Source organism: Brumicola pallidula DSM 14239 = ACAM 615, assembly GCF_000428905.1.
In the GTDB taxonomy this organism is placed as follows: Bacteria; Pseudomonadota; Gammaproteobacteria; order Enterobacterales; family Alteromonadaceae; genus Glaciecola; species Glaciecola pallidula.
Genome location: NZ_KE386817.1, coordinates 139054 through 159280 on the forward strand (window position 1 = coordinate 139054; position 20227 = coordinate 159280).

The following is a 20227-nucleotide window of genomic DNA, read 5'->3' on the forward strand; positions in this document are numbered from 1 at the left end:
GAGGTCAATACTAAGTCTGTTTATCAATGCTTTTTACCTCTTTTGATTCTTCATCAATCGCTTTTGTCGCCATCGCTTTTGTAGCATTAGTTTGTGTTTCGTCACTGGATAGCAATATAGCTAACCACCTACTCTCCTCTCTTGATTCAAGAGCGATTTTTACTACCATGGTTAATGGCACAGAAAGTAACATACCAACGCTTCCCAATAACCAACCCCAGAATATCAAGGATAAAAACACCACTAAGGTAGAGAGGCCAAGACCACGTCCCATAAAACGCGGTTCAATGACGTTACCCATAATCATATTTACCACCACAAAGCCTAATCCTGTCAGGCCTGCTTTGTAAAAACCGAATTCGACAAACGCCATTAATACCGCAGGCACAGCGGCGATGATTGAACCAATGTTAGGAATAAAATTAAACATGAAGGCGAGCACTGACCACAGTAAAAAGTGATCAATCCCAAGAAAATACAACCAACTACCAATGCTGATACCGGTACCCAAACTGACTAACATTTTAATACCTAGGTAGCTATTAACCGATTGTAGAAATCGGTCTATATGTGTCATTTTCATTTCAGGGTCTGACAATGCGATGTGAAGGCGTTTTGGCATGCTTTCAGCTTCAAATAGCATAAAAATAACCGTTAATAATATAAGCACTAAATTAGATAATACGCTGCCCATGCCACTTAAAAAACCAGTGGCGACTGACATTGCGGCACCTGGATCGAGATAAGTCAAAAACAAATTTTTATCGATATTGATGTTTAATACGTTGAGTTTATTTACTATCCACGCAAATTCACCCGTCAACTGTTCTCGATAAACAGGCATGTTTTGCTGAAATTCGCTCAATGATTGTGTAATTAAGCCAGCTAACATAAAACCAATCACCAGTATTATCAGTATAACTAAGGTAACGGATACCCAACGAGGGACTCTGTATCGGCTGGCCCAATTAATCAGCGGGCTACAGGCTATAGCGATGAAAGCTGACAAAAGAAATGGCACCATAATGACGCTTGCTGCTTTAATACCAGCAAGAACAATAATGATGCAAGCCATGACAATCATAGCTTTTGCGATGGGTGATTTAATATCCATGTAGCCTCTTTTGCGAAAATAATAAATGCCAGTGATACAAATTTGTCTACAGTTAACTCAGTTGCTTGTTAATATGAGTGAGCATTCTTAGCTAGATAGGTATCGTTGATGATTTAGTTTATATACACGGTTAGTATGACAAATTTTAAAAGTAATCACATAGAAAGTTTAAGATGATTAAGAACAAAGGGAAAAATTGAATAAATGAATTTAAATCAAGCAACAATAAGAATTAAAAATTTACGACTTCGTACCTATATTGGCATTAACGATGATGAAATTAAAAATCAACAAGACGTGGTCATTAACGTCAAAATTCATTACGACGCTAAAAAAGCAACAGATTCAGATTTAATGGATCATGCCTTAAATTATAAAACAATTACCAAAGCGATTATTAGACTCGTAGAGGATAATCGTTTTTATTTGCTGGAAAAATTAACCCACGACATATTAAACATTGCAGCAGAACATCCCTGGGTCACTTTTGCAGAAGCGGAAGTTGATAAACCGCATGCGCTTCGTTTCTCCGATTCAGTTTCACTATCTCTATCTTGTACTAAGGAATAAATACCATGTCAAAGCATATATTAATTACCGGAGGCACTGGTTTAATTGGTCGCACACTAATCACTGCGCTAGAAAAAAAATATGCGATGACGGTGGTAACGCGAGATCCAAGTAGAGCAACGCGCTTGCTTGGCGAACAAATAAATTGCATTACTAGTGAGGAATTAACCTCAGTAGACAAGTTTGACGCTATTATCAATTTGGCCGGCGAACCGATTGCAGACAAACGTTGGTCTGACGCTCAAAAAGAACGAATTTGTAATAGCCGTTGGAAAATAACCCAACAACTAGTCGACTTAATTAATACATCAAGTAATGCGCCAAGTGTATTTATCAGTGGTTCAGCAATTGGAGTTTATGGACGTCAAGGTGACACTGTAGTGACCGAAGACTTCACCGATTTTCATGATGAATTCAGTCGAGCCGTATGCCAGAAGTGGGAAAATATAGCGCTGCAAGCCAACACCCGAGTTTGTATAATGCGAACGGGTGTCGTGTTATCAGATGGAGGCGGTGCATTATCCAAGATGCTGATGCCATTTCGCTTAGGTTTAGGCGGCCCTATAAGCTCTGGTAAGCAGTTTATGGCATGGATACATATGCAGGATATGATCGATGCTATTCAACACTTGCTAAGCAATGAAGACGCGCATGGTGTTTATAACTTTACCTCCCCTAACCCTAATACCAATTCTTTTTTCTCTATAGCCCTTGCCAAACGACTAGAACGCCCTTGTATTTTTAGAGTACCTGCATTTGTAATAAAAGCACTAATGGGTGAATCATCAGATCTTGTACTATATGGTCAAAAAGTGATTCCAAAAAGGTTACTTGGTGAAGGGTTTACGTTTACATTTCCTACATTGAAAGAAGCGTTAGCTGATTTAGATTTATAGCATGCTATTGTCTGACTATTTTAATGATGGTGATAGTGATCGTAGCCGTCATTAATAATTTTTAATAAGCTTGCTACCTTGTTTGACCTTGTACATTGATTTATCTGCTGATTTTAACATTTTCGCAACCGAATCAGGCGCTGATTCGAAAATAACGTGTCCGACGCTTGCACTTACTTTGATATTATCTAATCCATCAATTCGAATAGATAAATCTCGAAGCGTTTGATCTATTCTTAATGCAAATTGGTTTGCTTCATATGTGTTGTCAAAATGCCCTAAAGCAACAAATTCGTCGCCGCCAACTCGACCAACAAGGTCCTTGGTACGTATTTGATTTTGAATGATTTTAGCAATTATCTGCAGTACCTGATCGCCACAATCATGTCCGTGGGTATCATTGATCACTTTGAAATCGTTAATATCAATGTAAAGTAAACTAAGCACGCCTTGATTTTGCTCTTGGTACTGCAATAATTCGTCTGCTTTATTTCCCCAACCACGTCTATTTAATACATTGCACAGCACATCAGTATTTGCATCAATTTGTGCTTTTATTTTATCTAACTTAAGATCTTTAATTCGCGACGATACCACTACCGCCAGCATAAATGCTTCGACAGCAAAGGCTATTATCAGGGCATAACGGTTTAAGAAAGGGTTCACATCGGTTAAAACCAAACGAAAGATCATGGCTATTACCATCAGTAGCAAGCTGAATAATACTAACCACGCCATTCTTACACCTCTATAAGATTGCGTAATAAGTAAATAAAGTAGGATCAACATAATAATAAGGGTTAGATTCGACATCACTTTACCCAGCCAAAACGAGACCATATTATGCTCAAGAAATGACATCGCAATAGAGGCTAGAAGTACTATTGTTGCATTTCCATGTAGCCCATATCGGCTTACTTTAGGCCAAGCTAAATGTAAGTCAGTGAGTCGCACGATGAATATAGTCGCAGTGAAAACAGTGAGACCGGCAAAAATCAGGAAGAATTGATGACTCAGGACAAAAGCATGCTCAGGCACGAATAGATTAAGTTGACCTTCCTGCAATAGAAAAAATATTGCTGCGCAAAAGACATATAGACTGTAAAGTTCAAAGCGCTTATCGCTTAAAATTCTGCCCATAAAAAACACGTACAAAATTAAGGTTAAGCATAATCCGTAAAAGGCACCCATCGTAATGTTATTAATAAGGCTTTGGTTTACATAGCTAGCAAAATCTTGCCATACAAATTGTTGTAGATATTCATGGTGACTGACAATTGTAAAGTCTGCTGAAAATTCTCCAATCGGCAACACAAAAGAAGGTTTATTTGCTCTAATCTGACTGATTGAACCGCCTTGATCACCCAACGTAAAATTAACGATTTCATCCCGATTAAAGCTAAACACTGCTTGCTGACTCAAGGAACAGGTTAAACGTATAACACTTTTTCCTAAGGGCATTCGAATACGGGTCTTTTCGGATTGTTGTGGCGATACTTCTGTCACAATCTGTTGGTCTACCAAGAGTATCATTTGGCAACTATTATCTTGAGTTCGGGTTGCTTGTGCGCTGCTGCTGAAGGAGAAAAGAAGGATAATCGAAAAGAATAGACAAAAAGAAGAAAAATATTTCATTTATTAATAACCGGATTTATAAAAGTGGTATGTATAAAAAATATCTAGCGCCTAAAACGCAAAAACAAACTGCAAACATTCAGGGTTTACAGCGACAAGAAAATGTAAGCAACAGTATTATTTAATCAGCGTTAGAGTCGGTACTTGAATAACGGAAATTGCATTGGCGCGATCAATTATTTTGATCAATGCAGTTTGGATAGTTTCATTTTCTCTTGCATCAGATTGACTTGCAAAGCGCTCCTCCTGAACTTCACTACCCTCCTCCAAAGTAAATTGAACCACGACTACTGTTGCGCAACTGGCGTCTGTACCAAAATATTCTATCGAAATTTGAGGATAACCTTTAAAGCCTTTCTTCACTTGTTTTGCAATTCGCTTTTTAGCTTTATCTACGTGCATAGTAAATCCTAGTCTATGTTTTCATTTTGTTGTTTTAATATCGATGTCTCTATATCGATACGATAATAAAGAATAGCACACTAAAGATCCGCATAATCATGCTAATTTAGCGGTTTCATTAGCGTATTTCTTACTAATCTGACTAATAACTAATTCCATGTAGAGAGCCTTTTTATTTGTTTGCTAATTAGTCACTGGCTGTTAGTGTCTAAAAATCTATAGTTAGCATGTGTAAACTATGTCAAATAGGACTCTGGACTAGGTGATTATTGATTTGTTACACTAACTAATCAATAAACCATGATAGCTTAATTAGCCCTAATTTTGTGTCCAACATAATATATACTTAGCGTGTAAAATACGAGGCAAAACAGCAATCTATTACAAAAAAGGAAGCACCATTGAATATACAATTAAACGACATGCCGAGCACCGCCATTTATCATTTAATGACCCAAACTGTCATACCGCGTCCAATAGCTTGGGTGTTATCCAAAAATAGCGATGACTCCCTTAACCTTGCTCCCTTCTCTTATTTTAATGCCGTGTGTAGCGATCCGCCTTTATGTATGCTTTCAATGGGCAAAAAGCCAAATGGGACGACTAAGGATACTGTTGCTAACTTAATTGATGAGGCTTATTGCGTTGTTCATATTGCCCACGCACAACAAGCTGATATCGTCACTGCCACTGCCGCTAGTTTGAACTATGGTGAAAGTGAAATTAAAGACAATCAAATCAAATTGATTGACCATGCCGATTGGCCTTTGCAGCGCATTGAAGATTGCCCTATTGCGTATTTATGCAAAGTGCATAGCACTCAACAAATTGGTAACGCGCCACAACAAATTATTTTTGTAGAGGCTATTGAATTATACGTAGACGATGATGCCGTTAATCAAAGCAATAATCGTATTGAAATTGATGCACTTAAAATAAATCCATTGGCAAGGCTGGGAGCGAGTCAATACGCAAACTTAGGTGGGGTTTTTACAAAGGCTCGACCCGCTTAGAAAATGTCATGATTTAAACCTAGATAACCGGCATATTATTGTCTTAGCGGTGTTTCTTGATCTATCAGCGGACCTGCATTAGTGCTTGAATAGGTTTCAGTAAATGTCAAAACACCGTCATTCACAGGCTCTTTTAGCAACACGTTTTTTTCAAATCGATAGTCTTGCGTTATACGCCATGGCATTGTTGTGCTTTGGCGAGGTAATATGTTGCTAGCCCGTTTCACATAACCCGAAGAAAAATCGAACAGCGCCTCTTCTTCAAGGGCGTCTGGATCATCTAACCGAGGATTGGCAATAGTTAGATTGTGCTGCTGCATATACTTAAGCAACCGGCACACATAATGAGACACAATGTCTGCTTTTAATGTCCAAGATGCATTCAAGTAACCAAATACAATGGCCATGTTTGGTATATTTGAGAACATACAGCCTTTGTAATAAAAATGCTCAGCGAGGTTTATTTTGGCGCCGTCGACGGTGAAGACTACCTTCCCTGCCATAGCAAGTTTTAACCCCGTTGCGGTGATAATAATATCTGCGTCTAGGTGTTTACCTGAATTCAGTTGAATACCGGTTTTCGTAAAATACTTAATCTGATCGGTTTCAATACTCGCCTTACCTTCGCGCATTGCGGTGAACATGTCTCCGTCAGGCACTAAACAAAGTCGTTGTTCCCAAGGATTATAAGGCGGGGTGAAGTCAGTAGAATTAGGCTCATGTCCTAATGCTTTACGCACGTCTTTCATCAATAATTTGATTACTCGTTCGGGCTTACTACGTGCATATTTATACAATATGCTTTGCAACCACACATTGCGTTTACGGATAATATTATAAGCCCATTTACTAGGCATAATCTTCCCTAAACCATTTGCAATACGATCCTCCGAGGGACGCACTGCATACCAAGTAGGCGTTCGCTGCAACATTGTGACATGCTCGGCGGTTTTTGCCATGGCGGGCAAAAGCGTTACTGCAGTTGCGCCAGAGCCTATTACCACTACTTTTTTGTTAGCATAATCTAAACCTTGAGGCCAAAATTGGGGATGAATAATTTGACCTGAAAACTCTCCACGCCCATCAAATGAAGCATCGTGGCCTTGCTCATAGTCGTAATATCCAGTTCCCATAAACAAAAAACGTCCGCATTTTTTATGCTGTTCACCAAATTTATCTGCCATTGTCAGAGTCCAAAGAGCCTCTTCGCTTGACCAACTAGCGGAAACAATTGTTTGGCTAAACGCAATATTCTTGTGCAGCTTATACTTTTCAACAATGCTCGTGATATATGCAAGAATAGATGGACCATCAGCGATGGCTTTTTTATGTGTCCAAGGTTCAAAATCAAAACCGAGCGTATGCATGTCGCTGTCAGAGCGCACACCAGGGTAATTAAATAGACTCCAAGTTCCGCCGATATCGTCGCGCTGCTCAAACATGGTAAAGGTAAGCGCAGGGCATTGGCGTTTGAGATGTACGCCCATTCCAATTCCGGAAATACCAGCTCCAGCGATCAGCACATCCACTATCTGTTCAGTCATTCATTACTCTCCACGCCATATACACGCTATTAAAATATCTTTTTGCAATATTTTTGATTAAATTGCAGACCATAAGCCTGCTATTTATATATGTGTTAGTAGAAGAATAAACACTAAATCTGAGCGGTGCAAATAATGAGTGTCGTATGACGCCGGTTGCGTCAATATAATTCCACCATGGTGAAATAATGCGGATATACTTATCGCCAATCTACGAGCAACACGGAAATGCTGTCGGAGCAATAGACACCAGGGTAAAAAAGTGCTTCATTGATAACAGATGGTCACGAGTTTGGTAGCATTTTGCATCAGATAGATAGGATACAAAAAATTGCTGTACAGGAGAACTCCAGATACAGCCAATAACTGACAAATATCTGCAGAATTTAAAGGTTTTTTAGAGTCATACAAATTCGTCCAAATTGGTTCGAAGAAACCGTACTATTTTCACTCTTTTGTCGCTCTTGCTTTGGTCAAATGTGATAATTTCTAAGTCATCTAATTGATGTATTATCTTTCTCGCTGTTGGCATTGATACATAAGCGGCTAAGTATCTTTCAATATCACATATCTTGACTTCTTTCAGGGTTGCGAACTGTTTGACAACTCTAAAGTGATGAATATTCAACGCCTTCCGTATTTTTGATTTCACAAACTACTTGCCTTTTAATTAATCCCAACGACTGTAGGCTTATTACCGAAAATATAAAACACAAATAAGTTAGGTAATAACTTTGGCGTTAATAAAATTCACTAACGCCTCACCATTTGTTATGCATACACAGGTATCATGCCAAGTCATAAAAATGAGTATATTGCCGAGCGTATTAGGATAACATTAAGAATTGGGTAGACACAATAAGTGAATAAATCATGGCTTGTTTTTCAAGTGTTTTAAGGCTCTATTAATTATGACAAAATGTGTTTTCCTGCTACTGCTAGTATCAAACCTCGTACTAGCAGCGCCAGAGGTTCGTGTATCCGGATTTGGTACCATAGGGGTTGTAACCACGGATTCTAATGAGTTTGGTTATCGCGCCGATTTTTCTAAGACCGCAAGTGTATTCAAAAATGACTTTGATTTTGCTGAGAACACAAATTTAGGCATCCAATTTGATATTATAGCCACTGAAGAAATCGATATTGTGGTTCAAGCCATCTACAGAGACCAGCGAGAGCTTAATCTCAAGACGGCACTGAACTTAGCCTTTATAAGGTACTCACCAAACGCCAATTGGTCATTTAGAGTTGGCCGCACCGCTTACGATTTATTCTTATTAACCGAATATCGAGACATCGGCTATGCTTATACGTGGGCTCATGTACCAAGCGAAATTTATGGTGTCTTACCCCATCGCTATCTTGATGGTGTTGACTTAACTTACAGCAAACCTCTGGGCGATTTAACGTTTTCAGCCAAGCTATTCTATGGCAAGAATGAATTTGCTGTGACCGCATTTAGTGCGCCTGATGCCCCTCCATTTCGTTTTGATAATATTATTGGCTTAGCTTTAGATTTTCAATCTATTAATTGGGATATCGCCGTTAACCATACTCAGCTAAAGTTCGATTCACAAGTGATAAAACCGCTAATTATTGGCCTTACGCAACTCGAAGCGTTTGTACCTAACTTTTCGGTAATCTGGCCTAACGCAGTCAATTTCGCAAATGCTGCTGACTTAGATAATAAAACAGGCAGCTACAGTTCCTTAAGTGGCCAATATAGATTCAACAACGTCACGCTGATTTCTGAACTAGCAACAATAAGGACGAATACTTTGTCTGTTCAAGGCGTCGAAAGCGGCTATTTAAGTGGTATTTATCACACCAATGCGCATAACTTCTTTGCATCCATCGCGTTCAGTCAGTCAGAAAAGTTTGATCTTGATAGCAGCGGTATTATCTTGCCTGCACTGGAGCAGGTACCAAGTGGCATAGAAGCTTATAATGCATCGAAGTTGTTGCTTAATTATTACAGTCTTAATCAAAAAACCGTATCCATAGGTTGGCGCTGGGATTTTGACGAAAACATGTCATTCAAACTTCAATTAGATCATACCCGCATAGATGATGGAGGAAGCACTTTTTGGCAACCGCCTAAGGTGGATGCGACGCTAAACGTTAATAGAACCGGGCATGTTAATGTTTTGTTTGCCAACGTGAGCTTTTTATACTGATGTTACAATTAACCTTACTCAAAACAATGATCTTGATGGGTGGACTGAGTTTCACCACTCTTGCCATCAGCAGTGAATTAGTGTTAGTTGTACACAAAGATAATCCTACTTCTATGCTTTCGCGCTCTCAGGTTATCGACTTGTACATGGGCAAATATGTTGCATTTCCTGACGGGTCAAAAGCGGTCCCAGTGGATATTGAAAATGACTTAGTGATCAGAACAAAATTCTACGATTCTTTAGTCGGTATGTCATTAGCGCGAGTTAATGCTTACTGGTCAAAAGTAAAGTTTTCTGGCCGAGCCAGACCTCCTACTCAACAAAAAGACGAAAAAGCAATTTTAGCTTTTGTAAAACAAACAGAGAATGCCATCGCCTACATTCACGAAAGTAGTGTGACAGACGATGTTAAAGTGGTTTATCGTTTCTATGAATAAAAGTGCATTATTGGTTCGACTGGCAATAGTCATTGGTTTTGCATCCATTGCAATTGGTTTTCTTTCATCACAGTTATTCTACAAATTGACCTTCAATCAAGAGGTCGCAATCACTCAGCAAAGTCTTGGCAGTTTATATAAAACTATCGCGGCTACTGCGGCAACGGCTGCATATTTAGCTGAAAAAGATCTGGCTCAAGAAGTGGTCGATGGGCTTGCTACTAACGAGGTCGTTCTTAATGCTAAGATGAATTTTGAAAATATCGACGTTGTCAGTAATACAAACACCTTTGTTGAGCCAGTAGTTTTTCCTATTCAATCCTTATTTGAAGTAGATAAATCAATTGGTACTTTAGTTATTGCACCTAATATTCAATACATTGAAGAAAGAGCTAGACAATTAGCATTCGATAACTCTAAAGCCATGATTTTGCAGGCATTCGTGGTAACAATTGTGGCAATATTCGTGGCTTTCTTCCTGATCACCCGACCCATGATCGAAATTGCCCGCGCATTACATAAAACCGTTCCGGGTGAAGGAAATCGCTTGACTGTGCCTGATTTTCATCAAAACAGTGAACTTGGTGAATTAGTCAACGACGTCAATGTTTTACTTGATAAAACCGAACAACAATTTACCAGAGAGAGAAAGCTTAGAAAAGAAATTGAAGCTTTGGAAAAACGCTTTAGGATGCTGTTTGAAAATTCAATGTCGCCTATTATATTAATGGAACCCCGAGGTAATATTATACTGTTTAATGTCGCTTTTGAGACGATCCTTGAAAAACTTAACCTCCAATTAAAAAAGAGCTTTGGACCATTACTGGAAAATTTGTTTGCAGAGCCCGAGAAGCTTTTAGGCTGTGTGGAGTTGGCTTTTGCGAATGATGAAATAGCAACAGGGGAATTTAAACTACAAACCTCCGAGGACTCAGCTTCAGTTTGGGTGCAAGTGGTGGTGACCTCAGTTGTTAATGAGGACTTACGTGAATATTATCAAATTACCCTGCATGATATTTCTAAGCGAAAGAAAGAATTAGAATCGTTAGCTTATCAAGCTGATTACGATAAGCTCACCAAACTTTATAATCGCCAAGGTCTAGAAAAAGAGATTGACGTATTTGCTGAACAGCAGCGCCCCTTTTGTCTGGCTTTGATTGACTTAAACTGGTTCAAGCGGATCAATGACATTTACGGTCATGAGTCGGGCGACGAAATATTAATCTTTGTCGCTGACCGCATTAAAAAGACCCTCAGGACCCAAGACTTTGGTGGTCGATGGGGAGGCGATGAATTTGTTTTGTTACTTGACGGCGCCGACGAAGCCACTACTAAAGATATTGTTACACGTTTGGTGCAACGAATTTCTAAGCCTTACTTTTTACGTAAATTCAACCAAAATGTAGCTGTTGGAGCCAGTGTAGGAGCTGCCTTTTACCCAGAGAATGGCGTGAAAATACAAGAGATTATCAATCTCGCCGACCAAGCCATGTACATTGTAAAGAACGACAGAGACACAGATCCTGAAAAGTCCCTAAAGTTTGCCCATGAATTAGTTACTCAAGAAATAATCCATGTTAAAAGAAAGTAAAAGTGTATTAACACCCATGGGTTCTTCAGGGCTTATCTTACAAGATATAAAGTCGCGAGTTGCACAAGTCCAATCGGTTATTTATGTATTTATCGGCCTGTTTCTGATTATGTCTGCAATTGCTTTGTGGCAAGACGATACTAAATGGTTAATTGACGGCTTGGTAGTGGTGGTTTTTTTTATTGGTCTATTAAAACTATTAAACTCAGACACATGGAATATTGTTGCCGGAATGACACTTTGGACCGTCATTATCTTTGCATCATCAAAAGCATTCTATTATGACGGTTTGTACGACACCTCTTTGCTGCTGTATCCATGTGTGCTGATATTTGCATCCTTGCTTGGCGGCAAGACCATGATCATTCCTTTGTCCTGCTATATGCTTATTAGCTTTTATTTCTTCGCTTATGCAATTTCCATCGATTTAGTTGAACCTAAAGTAGTTACCGACTATTCGAGCTGGGCAAAAGCAACCGATATGGCGATAGTTTTGTCCGTTTATGGCATGGGTATCATACTTATATCAGGCTATATTAAAGCTCTTATTTTGCGATTAACTGAGCAGAGAGTGCGTTACGACGTGATTAAGGAAAACGCCGAAAAACGTATTTTGTATGATGAACTTACGCAGCTACCTAATGCCGAGAAATGTAAACTAGATCTAGTTGAGCTATTTAGCGACACACCGAAAGATAGCTATATGCTTGGTTTTATTACCTTGCATATGAATAATTTTAATTGGATAAATTCCACATTAGGGCACAAGTTTGGTGATCAAGTTTTAAACATCCTCGCTGAACGCTTCATTAAGCTGCAAGATGAGCATACGTTTGTATATCGGACTTCGGGCATCGAGTTTACGTTTGTCAAACGCGTACCTGACTATGCCGCTCTGCAAGATTTTTGCCATCAAGCTATTCGTGTCAGTATATTACCGCTATCTATTTCTGAATATAACTTTGAATTGAGTTGTGCTCTAGGAGTCTCTGTTGCGCCATTTGATGGCAACACCTTTAACGAATTAAATAGAAAAGCAAGCTTTGCGGTTTACAAAGCAAGAGAAGAAGAACCAAACAGCTATCATTTCTATGAAAGTGACATGGAAGCCTCCATCAATAGGCGCTTGAATATGAACCATGAACTTAAAACGGCCATAGAAGAAGAACAATTCGAATTGTATTATCAGCCAAAGGTTGACTTGGCCACTAATCAATTCGTCGGTGCAGAAGCCTTAATCCGTTGGCGAAAGGACGATACCATTATTTCTCCTGCAGAGTTCATCCCGGTTGCTGAGGAGTCTGGTTTAATTATTGAAATCGGGCGCTGGGCCCTCGAAACTGCTTGTGCAGAGTGTGCAAAATGGCAGACCAATGGATTAAAGGGAATGACGGTCGCAGTCAACTTGTCACCTGTACAGTTTAAGCGCGGAAATTTACCTAACCATGTTTTTAGAGCCCTACAAAAAGCGGGACTGGATCCAAGTTTATTAGAGTTGGAAATTACCGAATCACTGTTTATAGAGGATACGCAACATATAGAACAACAAATCTTCTTGATGGTAGAACGCGGCGTGTATTTCGCTATTGACGATTTTGGAACGGGATACTCAAACCTAAACTATTTGTCAAAATTTAATGCTTCTACTTTGAAAATAGACATGTCATTTGTTCGAGATATGGTGGGCAATTTACAACTACAACACATTGTAAATGCCATAATAAAAATGAGCCATGTAATGGAATTAGAAAATGTTGCAGAGGGAGTTGAAGATGAAGCAACTGCCGCAATACTGAAAGCACAGGGCTGTGTTTATGGACAAGGCTACTATTGGTCCAAACCCCTTCCAGCTAAAGAATTTATTAAACTAGCGCAAGCACAAGTTAAGCTAAGCTAAGCTAAGCCGATATTAAACCGGATCACCAGCGCTGGTGATCCGGTTAGAATTGCTTAATCAGGTTTATCCGTAACCGCTCCAGTGGAGGCCGAGCTTACTGTTCTCGCATATTTTGCTAACAGTCCTCTGGTATATTTTGCTGCCGGCTGTTGCCAATTGTTCTTTCTGCTAGCCATCTCTTCATCACTGATATTGAGCGTCATGACACGGTTTTGCGCGTCAATTGTAATGCTATCGCCATTTTCTATCAACGCAATAGGACCGCCCTCGTATGCTTCAGGCGTGATATGACCAACCACAAAGCCCCTACTGCCGCCTGAAAATCGACCGTCGGTGATGAGCGCAACATCATTGCCTAATCCTTTGCCCATAATTGCGGAAGTAGGGCTTAACATTTCACGCATACCAGGCCCTCCTCTTGGGCCTTCATAGCGAATGACAATTACATCACCGGCTAGCACTTGGCCATCAATAATAGCAGCAAAACCCTGCTCTTCTGAATCATACACTTTCGCTGCGCCAGTGAAGCTTAACCCCTCTTTTCCTGTGATTTTCGAAACGGCACCTTCTGGTGCTAAATTACCATTGAGTATAACCAAATGACTGTCTTTTTTGATTGGTTTATCAAAAGGTAAAATAATAGTCTGTCCGTCAGGATAATCTGCTACACCAGCCAAATTTTCAGCCATGGTTTTGCCAGTTACTGTCATGCAATCACCGTGCAACATACCAGCATCTAATAAACGCTTCATCAGAGGTTGAATGCCACCAATTTCAATTAATTCGGACATCAAATATTGACCACTTGGACGTAAGTCGGCTATCACCGGTGTTTTATCACCTATACGCACAAAATCATCCAATGTCACTTCTACACCAATTGCGTCTGCCATGGCTATTAAATGCAGTACTGCATTGGTGGAACCTCCTAGGGTTATGACCATCGTGATCGCATTCTCAAATGCCTTTTTGGTCATAATATCAGACGGCTTAATATCATGTTCGAGTAAGTAAACAATCGCTTTTCCTGCGTCAACGCAGTCTTGTTTTTTGTTATCTGAAACCGCATTTTGTGCCGAACTATTGGGCATACTCATACCCAAAGCTTCAATCGCTGAGGCTAGAGTATTTGCCGTATACATGCCGCCACAGGAACCTGGGCCGGGGATCGCGGTTTTCTCAATATGTTCCAACTGAGTGATCGGAATATCGCCGTTAGCATAACTACCCACAGCTTCAAATACTGATACGATATCGGTGTGGTTTTCACCCGGCAAAATAGTCCCGCCATACACAAAAATTGAAGGACGATTCAGGCGTGCTAGCCCCATTAAACAGCCAGGCATATTTTTGTCGCAGCCACCAATAGCGATGATGCCGTCGTGGCCCATACCAGCCGATACAGCCTCTATCGAATCGCAAATAACTTCACGTGATACCAAAGAATACTTCATACCTTCGGTACCCATGGAAATACCGTCAGATATGGTAATAGTATTATAAATCACGCTTTTAGCACCGGCGCTATCTACACCCTTACCCACCTCTTCTGCCAGGGTGTTAATGTGCATGTTGCATGGCGTTACCATTGACCAAGTTGAAGCAATACCCACCTGCGATTTTTTGAAATCTTCGTCGCCAAAGCCCACAGCCCTCAACATAGATCGGCTTGGAGCCTGAGCTGCACCATCTACGATTTTTTGAGAATATTTGCGTGATTTATCTGTACTCATATTTTACTCTTCGTTTTCAGCTTCAGTGGATGTACTATAGAATTGTATAAGTTAATAAACAATCTAAGTTAATGAATTCGTTCGTCTTATTTACCTAACTTGTTAAAAAAGTCTATTTTGAGCAATAATTGGGGCAAGAAAATAATTAACTACGAAGTTGCTACCATCGCTAACCCGCTTCAATGATACGATATTGTAGCGTACAGTTGGATTCAATCAACTATGTTGCATACAACAAATATAGCATTTACGCCTCGTATAATACATTATAGCATCAGCATCTTGACAGTATTTATTTTACTATTATCAACCTTTCTAAATTAAACAATCTTGGAGTCCTTTCTTTGAATAAAAGTATAATCACCAGTGGATTAGCCATTGCCTTAGTGCTGATTGGTTTTTTCTTAGACAATGTCATAATCAAAACTGTCGGGTTGTTTGCGGTATCAGGTGCCATCACCAATTGGATAGCGGTGCATATGCTATTTGAAAAAGTACCTGGACTGTATGGCTCTGGGGTCATACCAGAACGCTTCGAGGATTTTAAGAGCGGTATTCGAACGCTCGTGATGGAACAGTTTTTTAGTGAAGAGAACATCCAACGTTTTATGGCTGACCGTAACCAACCTCTGCAACTAGACTTATCCCCTATTATCAAAAAAGTAGACTTGGCACCCACATTTGACTCCTTGGTTGAGGTTGTCAAAGCGTCTTCATTTGGACAGATGCTAGGAATGTTCGGCGGTGTTGAGGCCTTAGAGCCGATGCGACAACCTTTTATCGATAAGATGGGGCTGGCACTAGAAGATATTACGCAAGATCCTGAGTTTATATTATTGCTGCAAGAGGAGTTAGCTCAGCCTAATGTGCAGCAGGACTTGCACGAAAAAATTAAGCAAATTGTTGAGCAACGTCTGAATGAACTAACACCTAAAATGGTCAAGGACATTATTCAGAATATGATCAGAAAACACTTGGGTTGGCTAGTTGTGTGGGGCGGCGTCTTTGGCGGATTAATTGGACTATTAGCCACGTTACTCAAGTTCTAAAGTAGATAGGAATAAAACGGGCTGGGCCAAGTCACCTTGTTTTGTTATCGCGAGCATGTCTGATAATTTTTGGTTAGGGCAGAACAAATCTGTTTATTTACTTTCTAAGATTTTTTCTTAAAAAAACGTTTTTTACGGGCAGGCCGTGCACTCTTCAAGCCCCCAAAGTGAGTGGTGTCCAGCTGCTGGCTGCGACTAATCAACTGTGTAATGGATTCAGTTAAAGGCTGCATAAAGGCTTCATAGCGTAATTGTCGCTGAGCGATTTTATCTAGGTTGGCTTCCCAGATAGCGGTCATATCTGGATGGGTAGTTTCACTTGGTAAGGCGTTAATTAGGGCTTTACCGGTCTCAGTGGCATGGATTTCTTTACCTATTTTATGCATAAACTGGCGTCTAAACAATAAATCAATAATTGAAGCGCGCGTTGCCTCCGTGCCAAGTCCATCGGTCTCTTTTAAGATTTTCTTAATTTTACTGTCTTGCACATAACGCGCGATCCCGGTCATTGCCCCAAGCAAAGTAGCATCAGTAAAATGTTTAGGCGCCGATGTTTGTTTTTCCAAAAGTTGCGAATCAATGCAATGTAAAGACTCACCCTTACTTAAGTTTGGTAATACTGTTTCGGTTTTGGTGTTTTCACTTTTAGTCAGCGCCAGCCAGCCTAGGTCGTTAGTCGATTTACCTTTGGCAATAAATTCACCACCCGCAATATCAATCTTCGCTACTTGTTCTTGATATTTATGTGGCCCGTAAAACTGCATCAAGTATTGGGTAGCAATGAGCTGATAAATTTTAGCTTCATCTGGCGTTAAACTCGCTAAAGCCTTATTCCGGTTAGTTGGAATAATAGCATGATGGGCATCGACTTTACTGTCATCCCAAGCTTTAGATTTTAACTTCGGGTCAGCATTGTCGACGGCACTTGTGAAACTCGGTACATTCGACTTGATCACACTTAACACCTTAGTGGCCTGCACAAACTGATCTTTAGGCAAATAACGCGAATCGGATCGGGGATACGTAATCAGTTGGTATTTTTCATACAATGACTGACACACATCCAATATCTTCTTAGGCGATAAGTTAAAACGCTTAGAGGCATCGATTTGCAATATCGATAAGCTGTAAGGTAAAGGAGGAAGACTTTGTTTATTTTGTACCTTGTAATCTGTGACCGAGGCCTCTTGACCTTGAGTTTTATTTACCACCGTTTGCGCTAATTTACGCGACAGCACTCTACCCTCTTCGTCTTGATAAGGACCGCATGCTTCGCTTGGTTGCCATTTAGCAGTAAAAGTCATTTTGTTTAGCGTTTCCAAAGTGGAGATAACGTCAAAAAAGGGTGTCGACGTAAAATGGGCAATGTCTTGATCGCGCCTGACCACTAAACCTAAAACTGGCGTTTGTACTCGACCTACCGACAGCACGCCACTGTAACCGGCACGTTGACCCAGCAAAGTATAAGCACGAGTTAGATTTAAACCATATAGCCAGTCGGCACGAGAACGCGCTAAGGCTGATATAGATAAGCCTAAAAACTCGCGATTAGCACGCATATTCTGTAAGGCTTTTTTCACCGCGCTGGTATTTAAGTCATTGATTAATAGACGTCCTGCGTTTTCAATAATCGACGTTTTCACCCCGCAATAAGTAATTACTTCATCTACCAGTAATTGTCCTTCACGGTCAGGATCGCCTGCATTGACGATATGCGTCGCTGTTTTGAGTAGCCGTTTCACCACGCTTAGTTGTTTTTGTGTGTTCTTTTTAGGCACCAGTTGCCACTTTACGGGTACAATCGGCAGATGTTGCAGTGACCACTTGCCATAGGCTGCATCATATTTATCTGGCTCAGCTTGTTCTAATAGATGACCGATGCACCATGTCACGCAATCGCCATTATCAAGCTCGATATAACCATCGCGCTTTTGTTGTCGACCATCAAACCCGGTAGCTATTGCACGGCCTAAACTTGGTTTCTCAGCGATATACACAATCATACAAAAACAACTGGATAGAAAAACAGTATTCTAGCAAGCTTTGACACATAACGTTAGTCTATAGTGAAGGCGTTGACGATCATTTGCATAAAGCCCCCACCAAAAACAGCGATCTATCAAGGGCGAAAACACTTATGAGCAATTTATTAGTCTCGGGCAATTTGCAGTAACCAGCTTCTTTTAGTAGATTAAGCATAATAGATAGGGTGTTAATCCTTGCTATATTTTTTTATAAATTTTGTGTGTCAATAACGGAGTAAATATAGTGGTAACAATACATCATTTGAGAATTGGACGATCCATCTTTACAGTTTGGTTGATGGAAGAGCTGGGCATGCAGTATGAACTCAAAGAATACCTGCGCGATCCAGCCACCATGCGTGCCCCAGATAGTCTGAAGGTGATCCACCCATTAGGTAAGTCGCCGGTAATTGAAGATGATGGTTTGGTTCTCGCCGAGTCAGGCGCGATCACCACTTATTTTTTAGAAAAGTTCGATACAGAACACAAATTTTCGCCTCGTCGCGAAGACCTAAACGCATGGGCCACTTATTCGCAGTGGCTGCACTATTCAGAAGGTTCGGTGTTTGCACCGCTGTTGATTCAGATGTTATTGATGCGCGATGAATCGCCCAGTGCAATGCTGGGCGGATTTAGTCAGGGTGAAGTGACTTTGCACCTGGATAATATTGCAGCACAACTGGATGACAATGAATTTATATTGGGTGAGCAAATCAGTGGAGCAGATTTTGGAATTAGTTACGCGGTGCACATGGCTGATCGCTTAGGTAAGCTTGAAGGCCATCCGACCTTGCAAGCCTACATCAGTCGAAATATGGCTCGCCCTGCATTCCGAGACGCATTAAAACGAGCTGTAGAGTAACCCCATCGCGCATAGCCCGCTCACGCGGGCTTGAACGACTTTGTTTGTCAGATATTTACAGCTTAACGATCAACTTACCGTTATTGCCGCCAGTTAGTAGTAAATTTAAACCATCAATTGCGGATTCTAAACCATCCAATATATGCGCCCGATGCTTTATCTTACCTTGCATCACGTAAGGTGTCAGTTTAGTAATCAACCCCGGTATCTCTGCGTAATGATCTGGCATAGTGAAGCCCTGTATGCTCAAACGCTTCTTGATGATCGGGATCCAATTAGGTCCGGCGCTTGGGGAGTCAGTGCCATAATCAGCTATCATTCCACAAACGGCTATTCGACCATGCGCATTCATCGCTTCAAAGATATGCTTTTGGATCGCACCACCGGTATTTTCAAAATAAATATCAACCCCATCCGGCGCTAGTTCGGCAAGTTTTGCAGAAATATCATCTGTCTTATAGTTAATTGCACCATCAAATCCTAAGTCATCCACAATCCAGTGACACTTCTCGGCATTTCCAGCCACACCGATCACAGTTAAGCCATCGGCCTTTGCCAATTGACCTACAATTGAGCCTACAGAACCCGCCGCACCACTTACCACAATGGTTTCTCCGGCTTTAGGTTTAGCCACTCCATATAATCCCTGCATTGCAGTTATGCCAGGCAGGGCAAATACCGATAACACCATAGTTGGATCCAAACCCGCTTGCACTTTGTTCAAGCCTGGGCCTGAACTTAGAAAATATTCTGTCCATCCCATTAAACCCATAACTCGCTCACCGACATGAAAATCAGGGTGATTACTTTCGACAATTTCGCCTAAACCTGAGGAGCGCATAACATCTCCTAAAACAACTGGTGGAATATAACTTTTAGTGTCAGAACTCATCCAACCGATCATAGCAGGATCAAGTGACATATAAGTTTGTTTTACTAGAAACTGACCCGGCCCAACCTTCGGTGTCTCTTTTTTAACCACTTCAAATGTATCTGAGCGAATAGGTCCAGGAACTGGACGTTGTGCTAGATTAATTGCGGTGTAGGTGCTCATAATAGACTCTCCATTGACGTTGTAGATACCGATATACCTAGTATAGTTTAGGCACTTGTATTGATTTTTACTATCGAAGCTTAAGTGGTCCATTATTACTACATAAAGTGGTAAAATATATAACTAATGATGCAAATCTTTATTCTTTACAAAACATCAGTATCTGATGTCTAAAGTTAACGCACTTGTGGACTTGTTTAGTCGCACAGATAAAAGGTAAACCTGGTTC

The 20227-nt window shown here is 40.5% G+C and carries 16 protein-coding genes; 9 read left to right on the forward strand and 7 right to left on the reverse strand.

The window, feature by feature from the left end; genetic code table 11:
* Positions 1–10 precede the first annotated feature (10 nt).
* Positions 11–1114: an AI-2E family transporter gene (locus tag G399_RS0118405; protein ID WP_006011029.1), complete on the reverse strand. Its 1104-nt coding sequence runs from the start codon at positions 1112–1114 to the stop codon at positions 11–13.
* A gap of 204 nt (positions 1115–1318) precedes the next feature.
* Here G399_RS0118405 and folX point away from each other — a divergent pair, with 204 nt between their 5' ends.
* Positions 1319–1684: a dihydroneopterin triphosphate 2'-epimerase gene (gene folX, locus G399_RS0118410; protein ID WP_006011030.1), complete on the forward strand. Its 366-nt coding sequence runs from the start codon at positions 1319–1321 to the stop codon at positions 1682–1684.
* 5 nt (positions 1685–1689) lie between these two features.
* Positions 1690–2580, forward strand: a complete 891-nt coding sequence (locus tag G399_RS0118415; RefSeq protein WP_006011031.1) for a TIGR01777 family oxidoreductase — start codon at positions 1690–1692, stop codon at positions 2578–2580.
* A 51-nt stretch (positions 2581–2631) separates the two neighbouring features.
* On the opposite strand, the gene G399_RS0118420 is transcribed toward G399_RS0118415, so the two are convergent.
* Positions 2632–4215 carry a sensor domain-containing diguanylate cyclase gene (locus G399_RS0118420; protein ID WP_034897692.1) on the reverse strand — a complete coding sequence of 528 codons (1584 nt, stop codon included), beginning with the start codon at positions 4213–4215 and terminating at the stop codon, positions 2632–2634.
* Between the two features lie 117 nt (positions 4216–4332).
* A complete protein-coding gene (locus tag G399_RS0118430; RefSeq protein WP_006011034.1) occupies positions 4333–4617 on the reverse strand; it encodes a hypothetical protein in 285 nt (94 codons plus the stop codon).
* Between the two features lie 401 nt (positions 4618–5018).
* Between G399_RS0118430 and G399_RS0118435 the strand changes: the two genes are divergently transcribed.
* A complete protein-coding gene (locus tag G399_RS0118435; protein ID WP_006011036.1) occupies positions 5019–5630 on the forward strand; it encodes a flavin reductase family protein in 612 nt (203 codons plus the stop codon).
* Between the two features lie 35 nt (positions 5631–5665).
* Here G399_RS0118435 and G399_RS0118440 read toward each other — a convergent pair whose 3' ends face one another.
* Entirely contained in the window at positions 5666–7174 is a 1509-nt protein-coding gene (locus G399_RS0118440; protein WP_006011038.1) for a flavin-containing monooxygenase, read from the reverse strand.
* A 911-nt stretch (positions 7175–8085) separates the two neighbouring features.
* Here G399_RS0118440 and G399_RS0118450 point away from each other — a divergent pair.
* Genes G399_RS0118450 through G399_RS0118465 form a run of 4 tightly spaced genes read left to right on the forward strand, consistent with a single transcriptional unit; the run spans position 8086 to position 13276 of the window.
* Positions 8086–9351 carry a hypothetical protein gene (locus G399_RS0118450; RefSeq protein ID WP_006011040.1) on the forward strand — a complete coding sequence of 422 codons (1266 nt, stop codon included), beginning with the start codon at positions 8086–8088 and terminating at the stop codon, positions 9349–9351.
* Positions 9351–9788, forward strand: a complete 438-nt coding sequence (locus G399_RS21050) for a type 2 periplasmic-binding domain-containing protein (protein ID WP_006011042.1) — start codon at positions 9351–9353, stop codon at positions 9786–9788. The genes G399_RS0118450 and G399_RS21050 overlap by 1 nt, the downstream gene beginning before the upstream one ends.
* The gene (locus tag G399_RS21055; protein WP_034897699.1) at positions 9781–11379 is read left to right on the forward strand and encodes a sensor domain-containing diguanylate cyclase; all 1599 of its coding nucleotides are present in this window, start codon (positions 9781–9783) and stop codon (positions 11377–11379) included. The genes G399_RS21050 and G399_RS21055 overlap by 8 nt, the downstream gene beginning before the upstream one ends.
* Positions 11363–13276 carry a putative bifunctional diguanylate cyclase/phosphodiesterase gene (locus G399_RS0118465; protein WP_006011044.1) on the forward strand — a complete coding sequence of 638 codons (1914 nt, stop codon included), beginning with the start codon at positions 11363–11365 and terminating at the stop codon, positions 13274–13276. Before G399_RS21055 ends, G399_RS0118465 begins: the two co-directional genes overlap by 17 nt.
* Positions 13277–13329: 53 nt before the next feature.
* Here the strand turns inward: G399_RS0118465 and ilvD are convergent, their stop codons facing one another.
* Positions 13330–15009, reverse strand: coding sequence for a dihydroxy-acid dehydratase (ilvD, locus tag G399_RS0118470; RefSeq protein WP_006011045.1), 1680 nt, complete (start codon positions 15007–15009; stop codon positions 13330–13332).
* 344 nt (positions 15010–15353) lie between these two features.
* Between ilvD and G399_RS0118475 the strand changes: the two genes are divergently transcribed.
* Entirely contained in the window at positions 15354–16058 is a 705-nt protein-coding gene (locus G399_RS0118475) for a DUF445 family protein (protein ID WP_006011046.1), read from the forward strand.
* A gap of 104 nt (positions 16059–16162) precedes the next feature.
* On the opposite strand, the gene G399_RS0118480 is transcribed toward G399_RS0118475, so the two are convergent.
* Positions 16163–18061 (reverse strand): DNA topoisomerase III, encoded by a 1899-nt coding sequence (locus G399_RS0118480; protein WP_006011047.1) that lies wholly within the window; start codon positions 18059–18061, stop codon positions 16163–16165.
* 265 nt (positions 18062–18326) lie between these two features.
* Between G399_RS0118480 and G399_RS0118485 the strand changes: the two genes are divergently transcribed.
* Entirely contained in the window at positions 18327–18944 is a 618-nt protein-coding gene (locus tag G399_RS0118485) for a glutathione S-transferase family protein (protein ID WP_026843878.1), read from the forward strand.
* Between the two features lie 55 nt (positions 18945–18999).
* Here the strand turns inward: G399_RS0118485 and G399_RS0118490 are convergent, their stop codons facing one another.
* The gene (locus tag G399_RS0118490) at positions 19000–19998 is read right to left on the reverse strand and encodes an NADP-dependent oxidoreductase (protein WP_006011049.1); all 999 of its coding nucleotides are present in this window, start codon (positions 19996–19998) and stop codon (positions 19000–19002) included.
* Positions 19999–20227: the final 229 nt, after the last annotated feature.

Excerpts from the sequence above, each read along its gene's own strand:
- G399_RS0118405 (WP_006011029.1), bottom strand. The coding sequence starts at position 1,114 with ATGGATATTAAATCACCCATCGCAAAAGCTATGATTGTCATGGCTTGC.
- folX (WP_006011030.1), top strand. The coding sequence starts at position 1,319 with ATGAATTTAAATCAAGCAACAATAAGAATTAAAAATTTACGACTTCGT.
- G399_RS0118415 (WP_006011031.1), top strand. The coding sequence starts at position 1,690 with ATGTCAAAGCATATATTAATTACCGGAGGCACTGGTTTAATTGGTCGC.
- G399_RS0118420 (WP_034897692.1), bottom strand. The coding sequence starts at position 4,215 with ATGAAATATTTTTCTTCTTTTTGTCTATTCTTTTCGATTATCCTTCTT.
- G399_RS0118430 (WP_006011034.1), bottom strand. The coding sequence starts at position 4,617 with ATGCACGTAGATAAAGCTAAAAAGCGAATTGCAAAACAAGTGAAGAAA.
- G399_RS0118440 (WP_006011038.1), bottom strand. The coding sequence starts at position 7,174 with ATGACTGAACAGATAGTGGATGTGCTGATCGCTGGAGCTGGTATTTCC.
- G399_RS0118450 (WP_006011040.1), top strand. The coding sequence starts at position 8,086 with ATGACAAAATGTGTTTTCCTGCTACTGCTAGTATCAAACCTCGTACTA.
- G399_RS21050 (WP_006011042.1), top strand. The coding sequence starts at position 9,351 with ATGTTACAATTAACCTTACTCAAAACAATGATCTTGATGGGTGGACTG.
- G399_RS21055 (WP_034897699.1), top strand. The coding sequence starts at position 9,781 with ATGAATAAAAGTGCATTATTGGTTCGACTGGCAATAGTCATTGGTTTT.
- G399_RS0118465 (WP_006011044.1), top strand. The coding sequence starts at position 11,363 with ATGTTAAAAGAAAGTAAAAGTGTATTAACACCCATGGGTTCTTCAGGG.
- ilvD (WP_006011045.1), bottom strand. The coding sequence starts at position 15,009 with ATGAGTACAGATAAATCACGCAAATATTCTCAAAAAATCGTAGATGGT.
- G399_RS0118480 (WP_006011047.1), bottom strand. The coding sequence starts at position 18,061 with ATGATTGTGTATATCGCTGAGAAACCAAGTTTAGGCCGTGCAATAGCT.
- G399_RS0118490 (WP_006011049.1), bottom strand. The coding sequence starts at position 19,998 with ATGAGCACCTACACCGCAATTAATCTAGCACAACGTCCAGTTCCTGGA.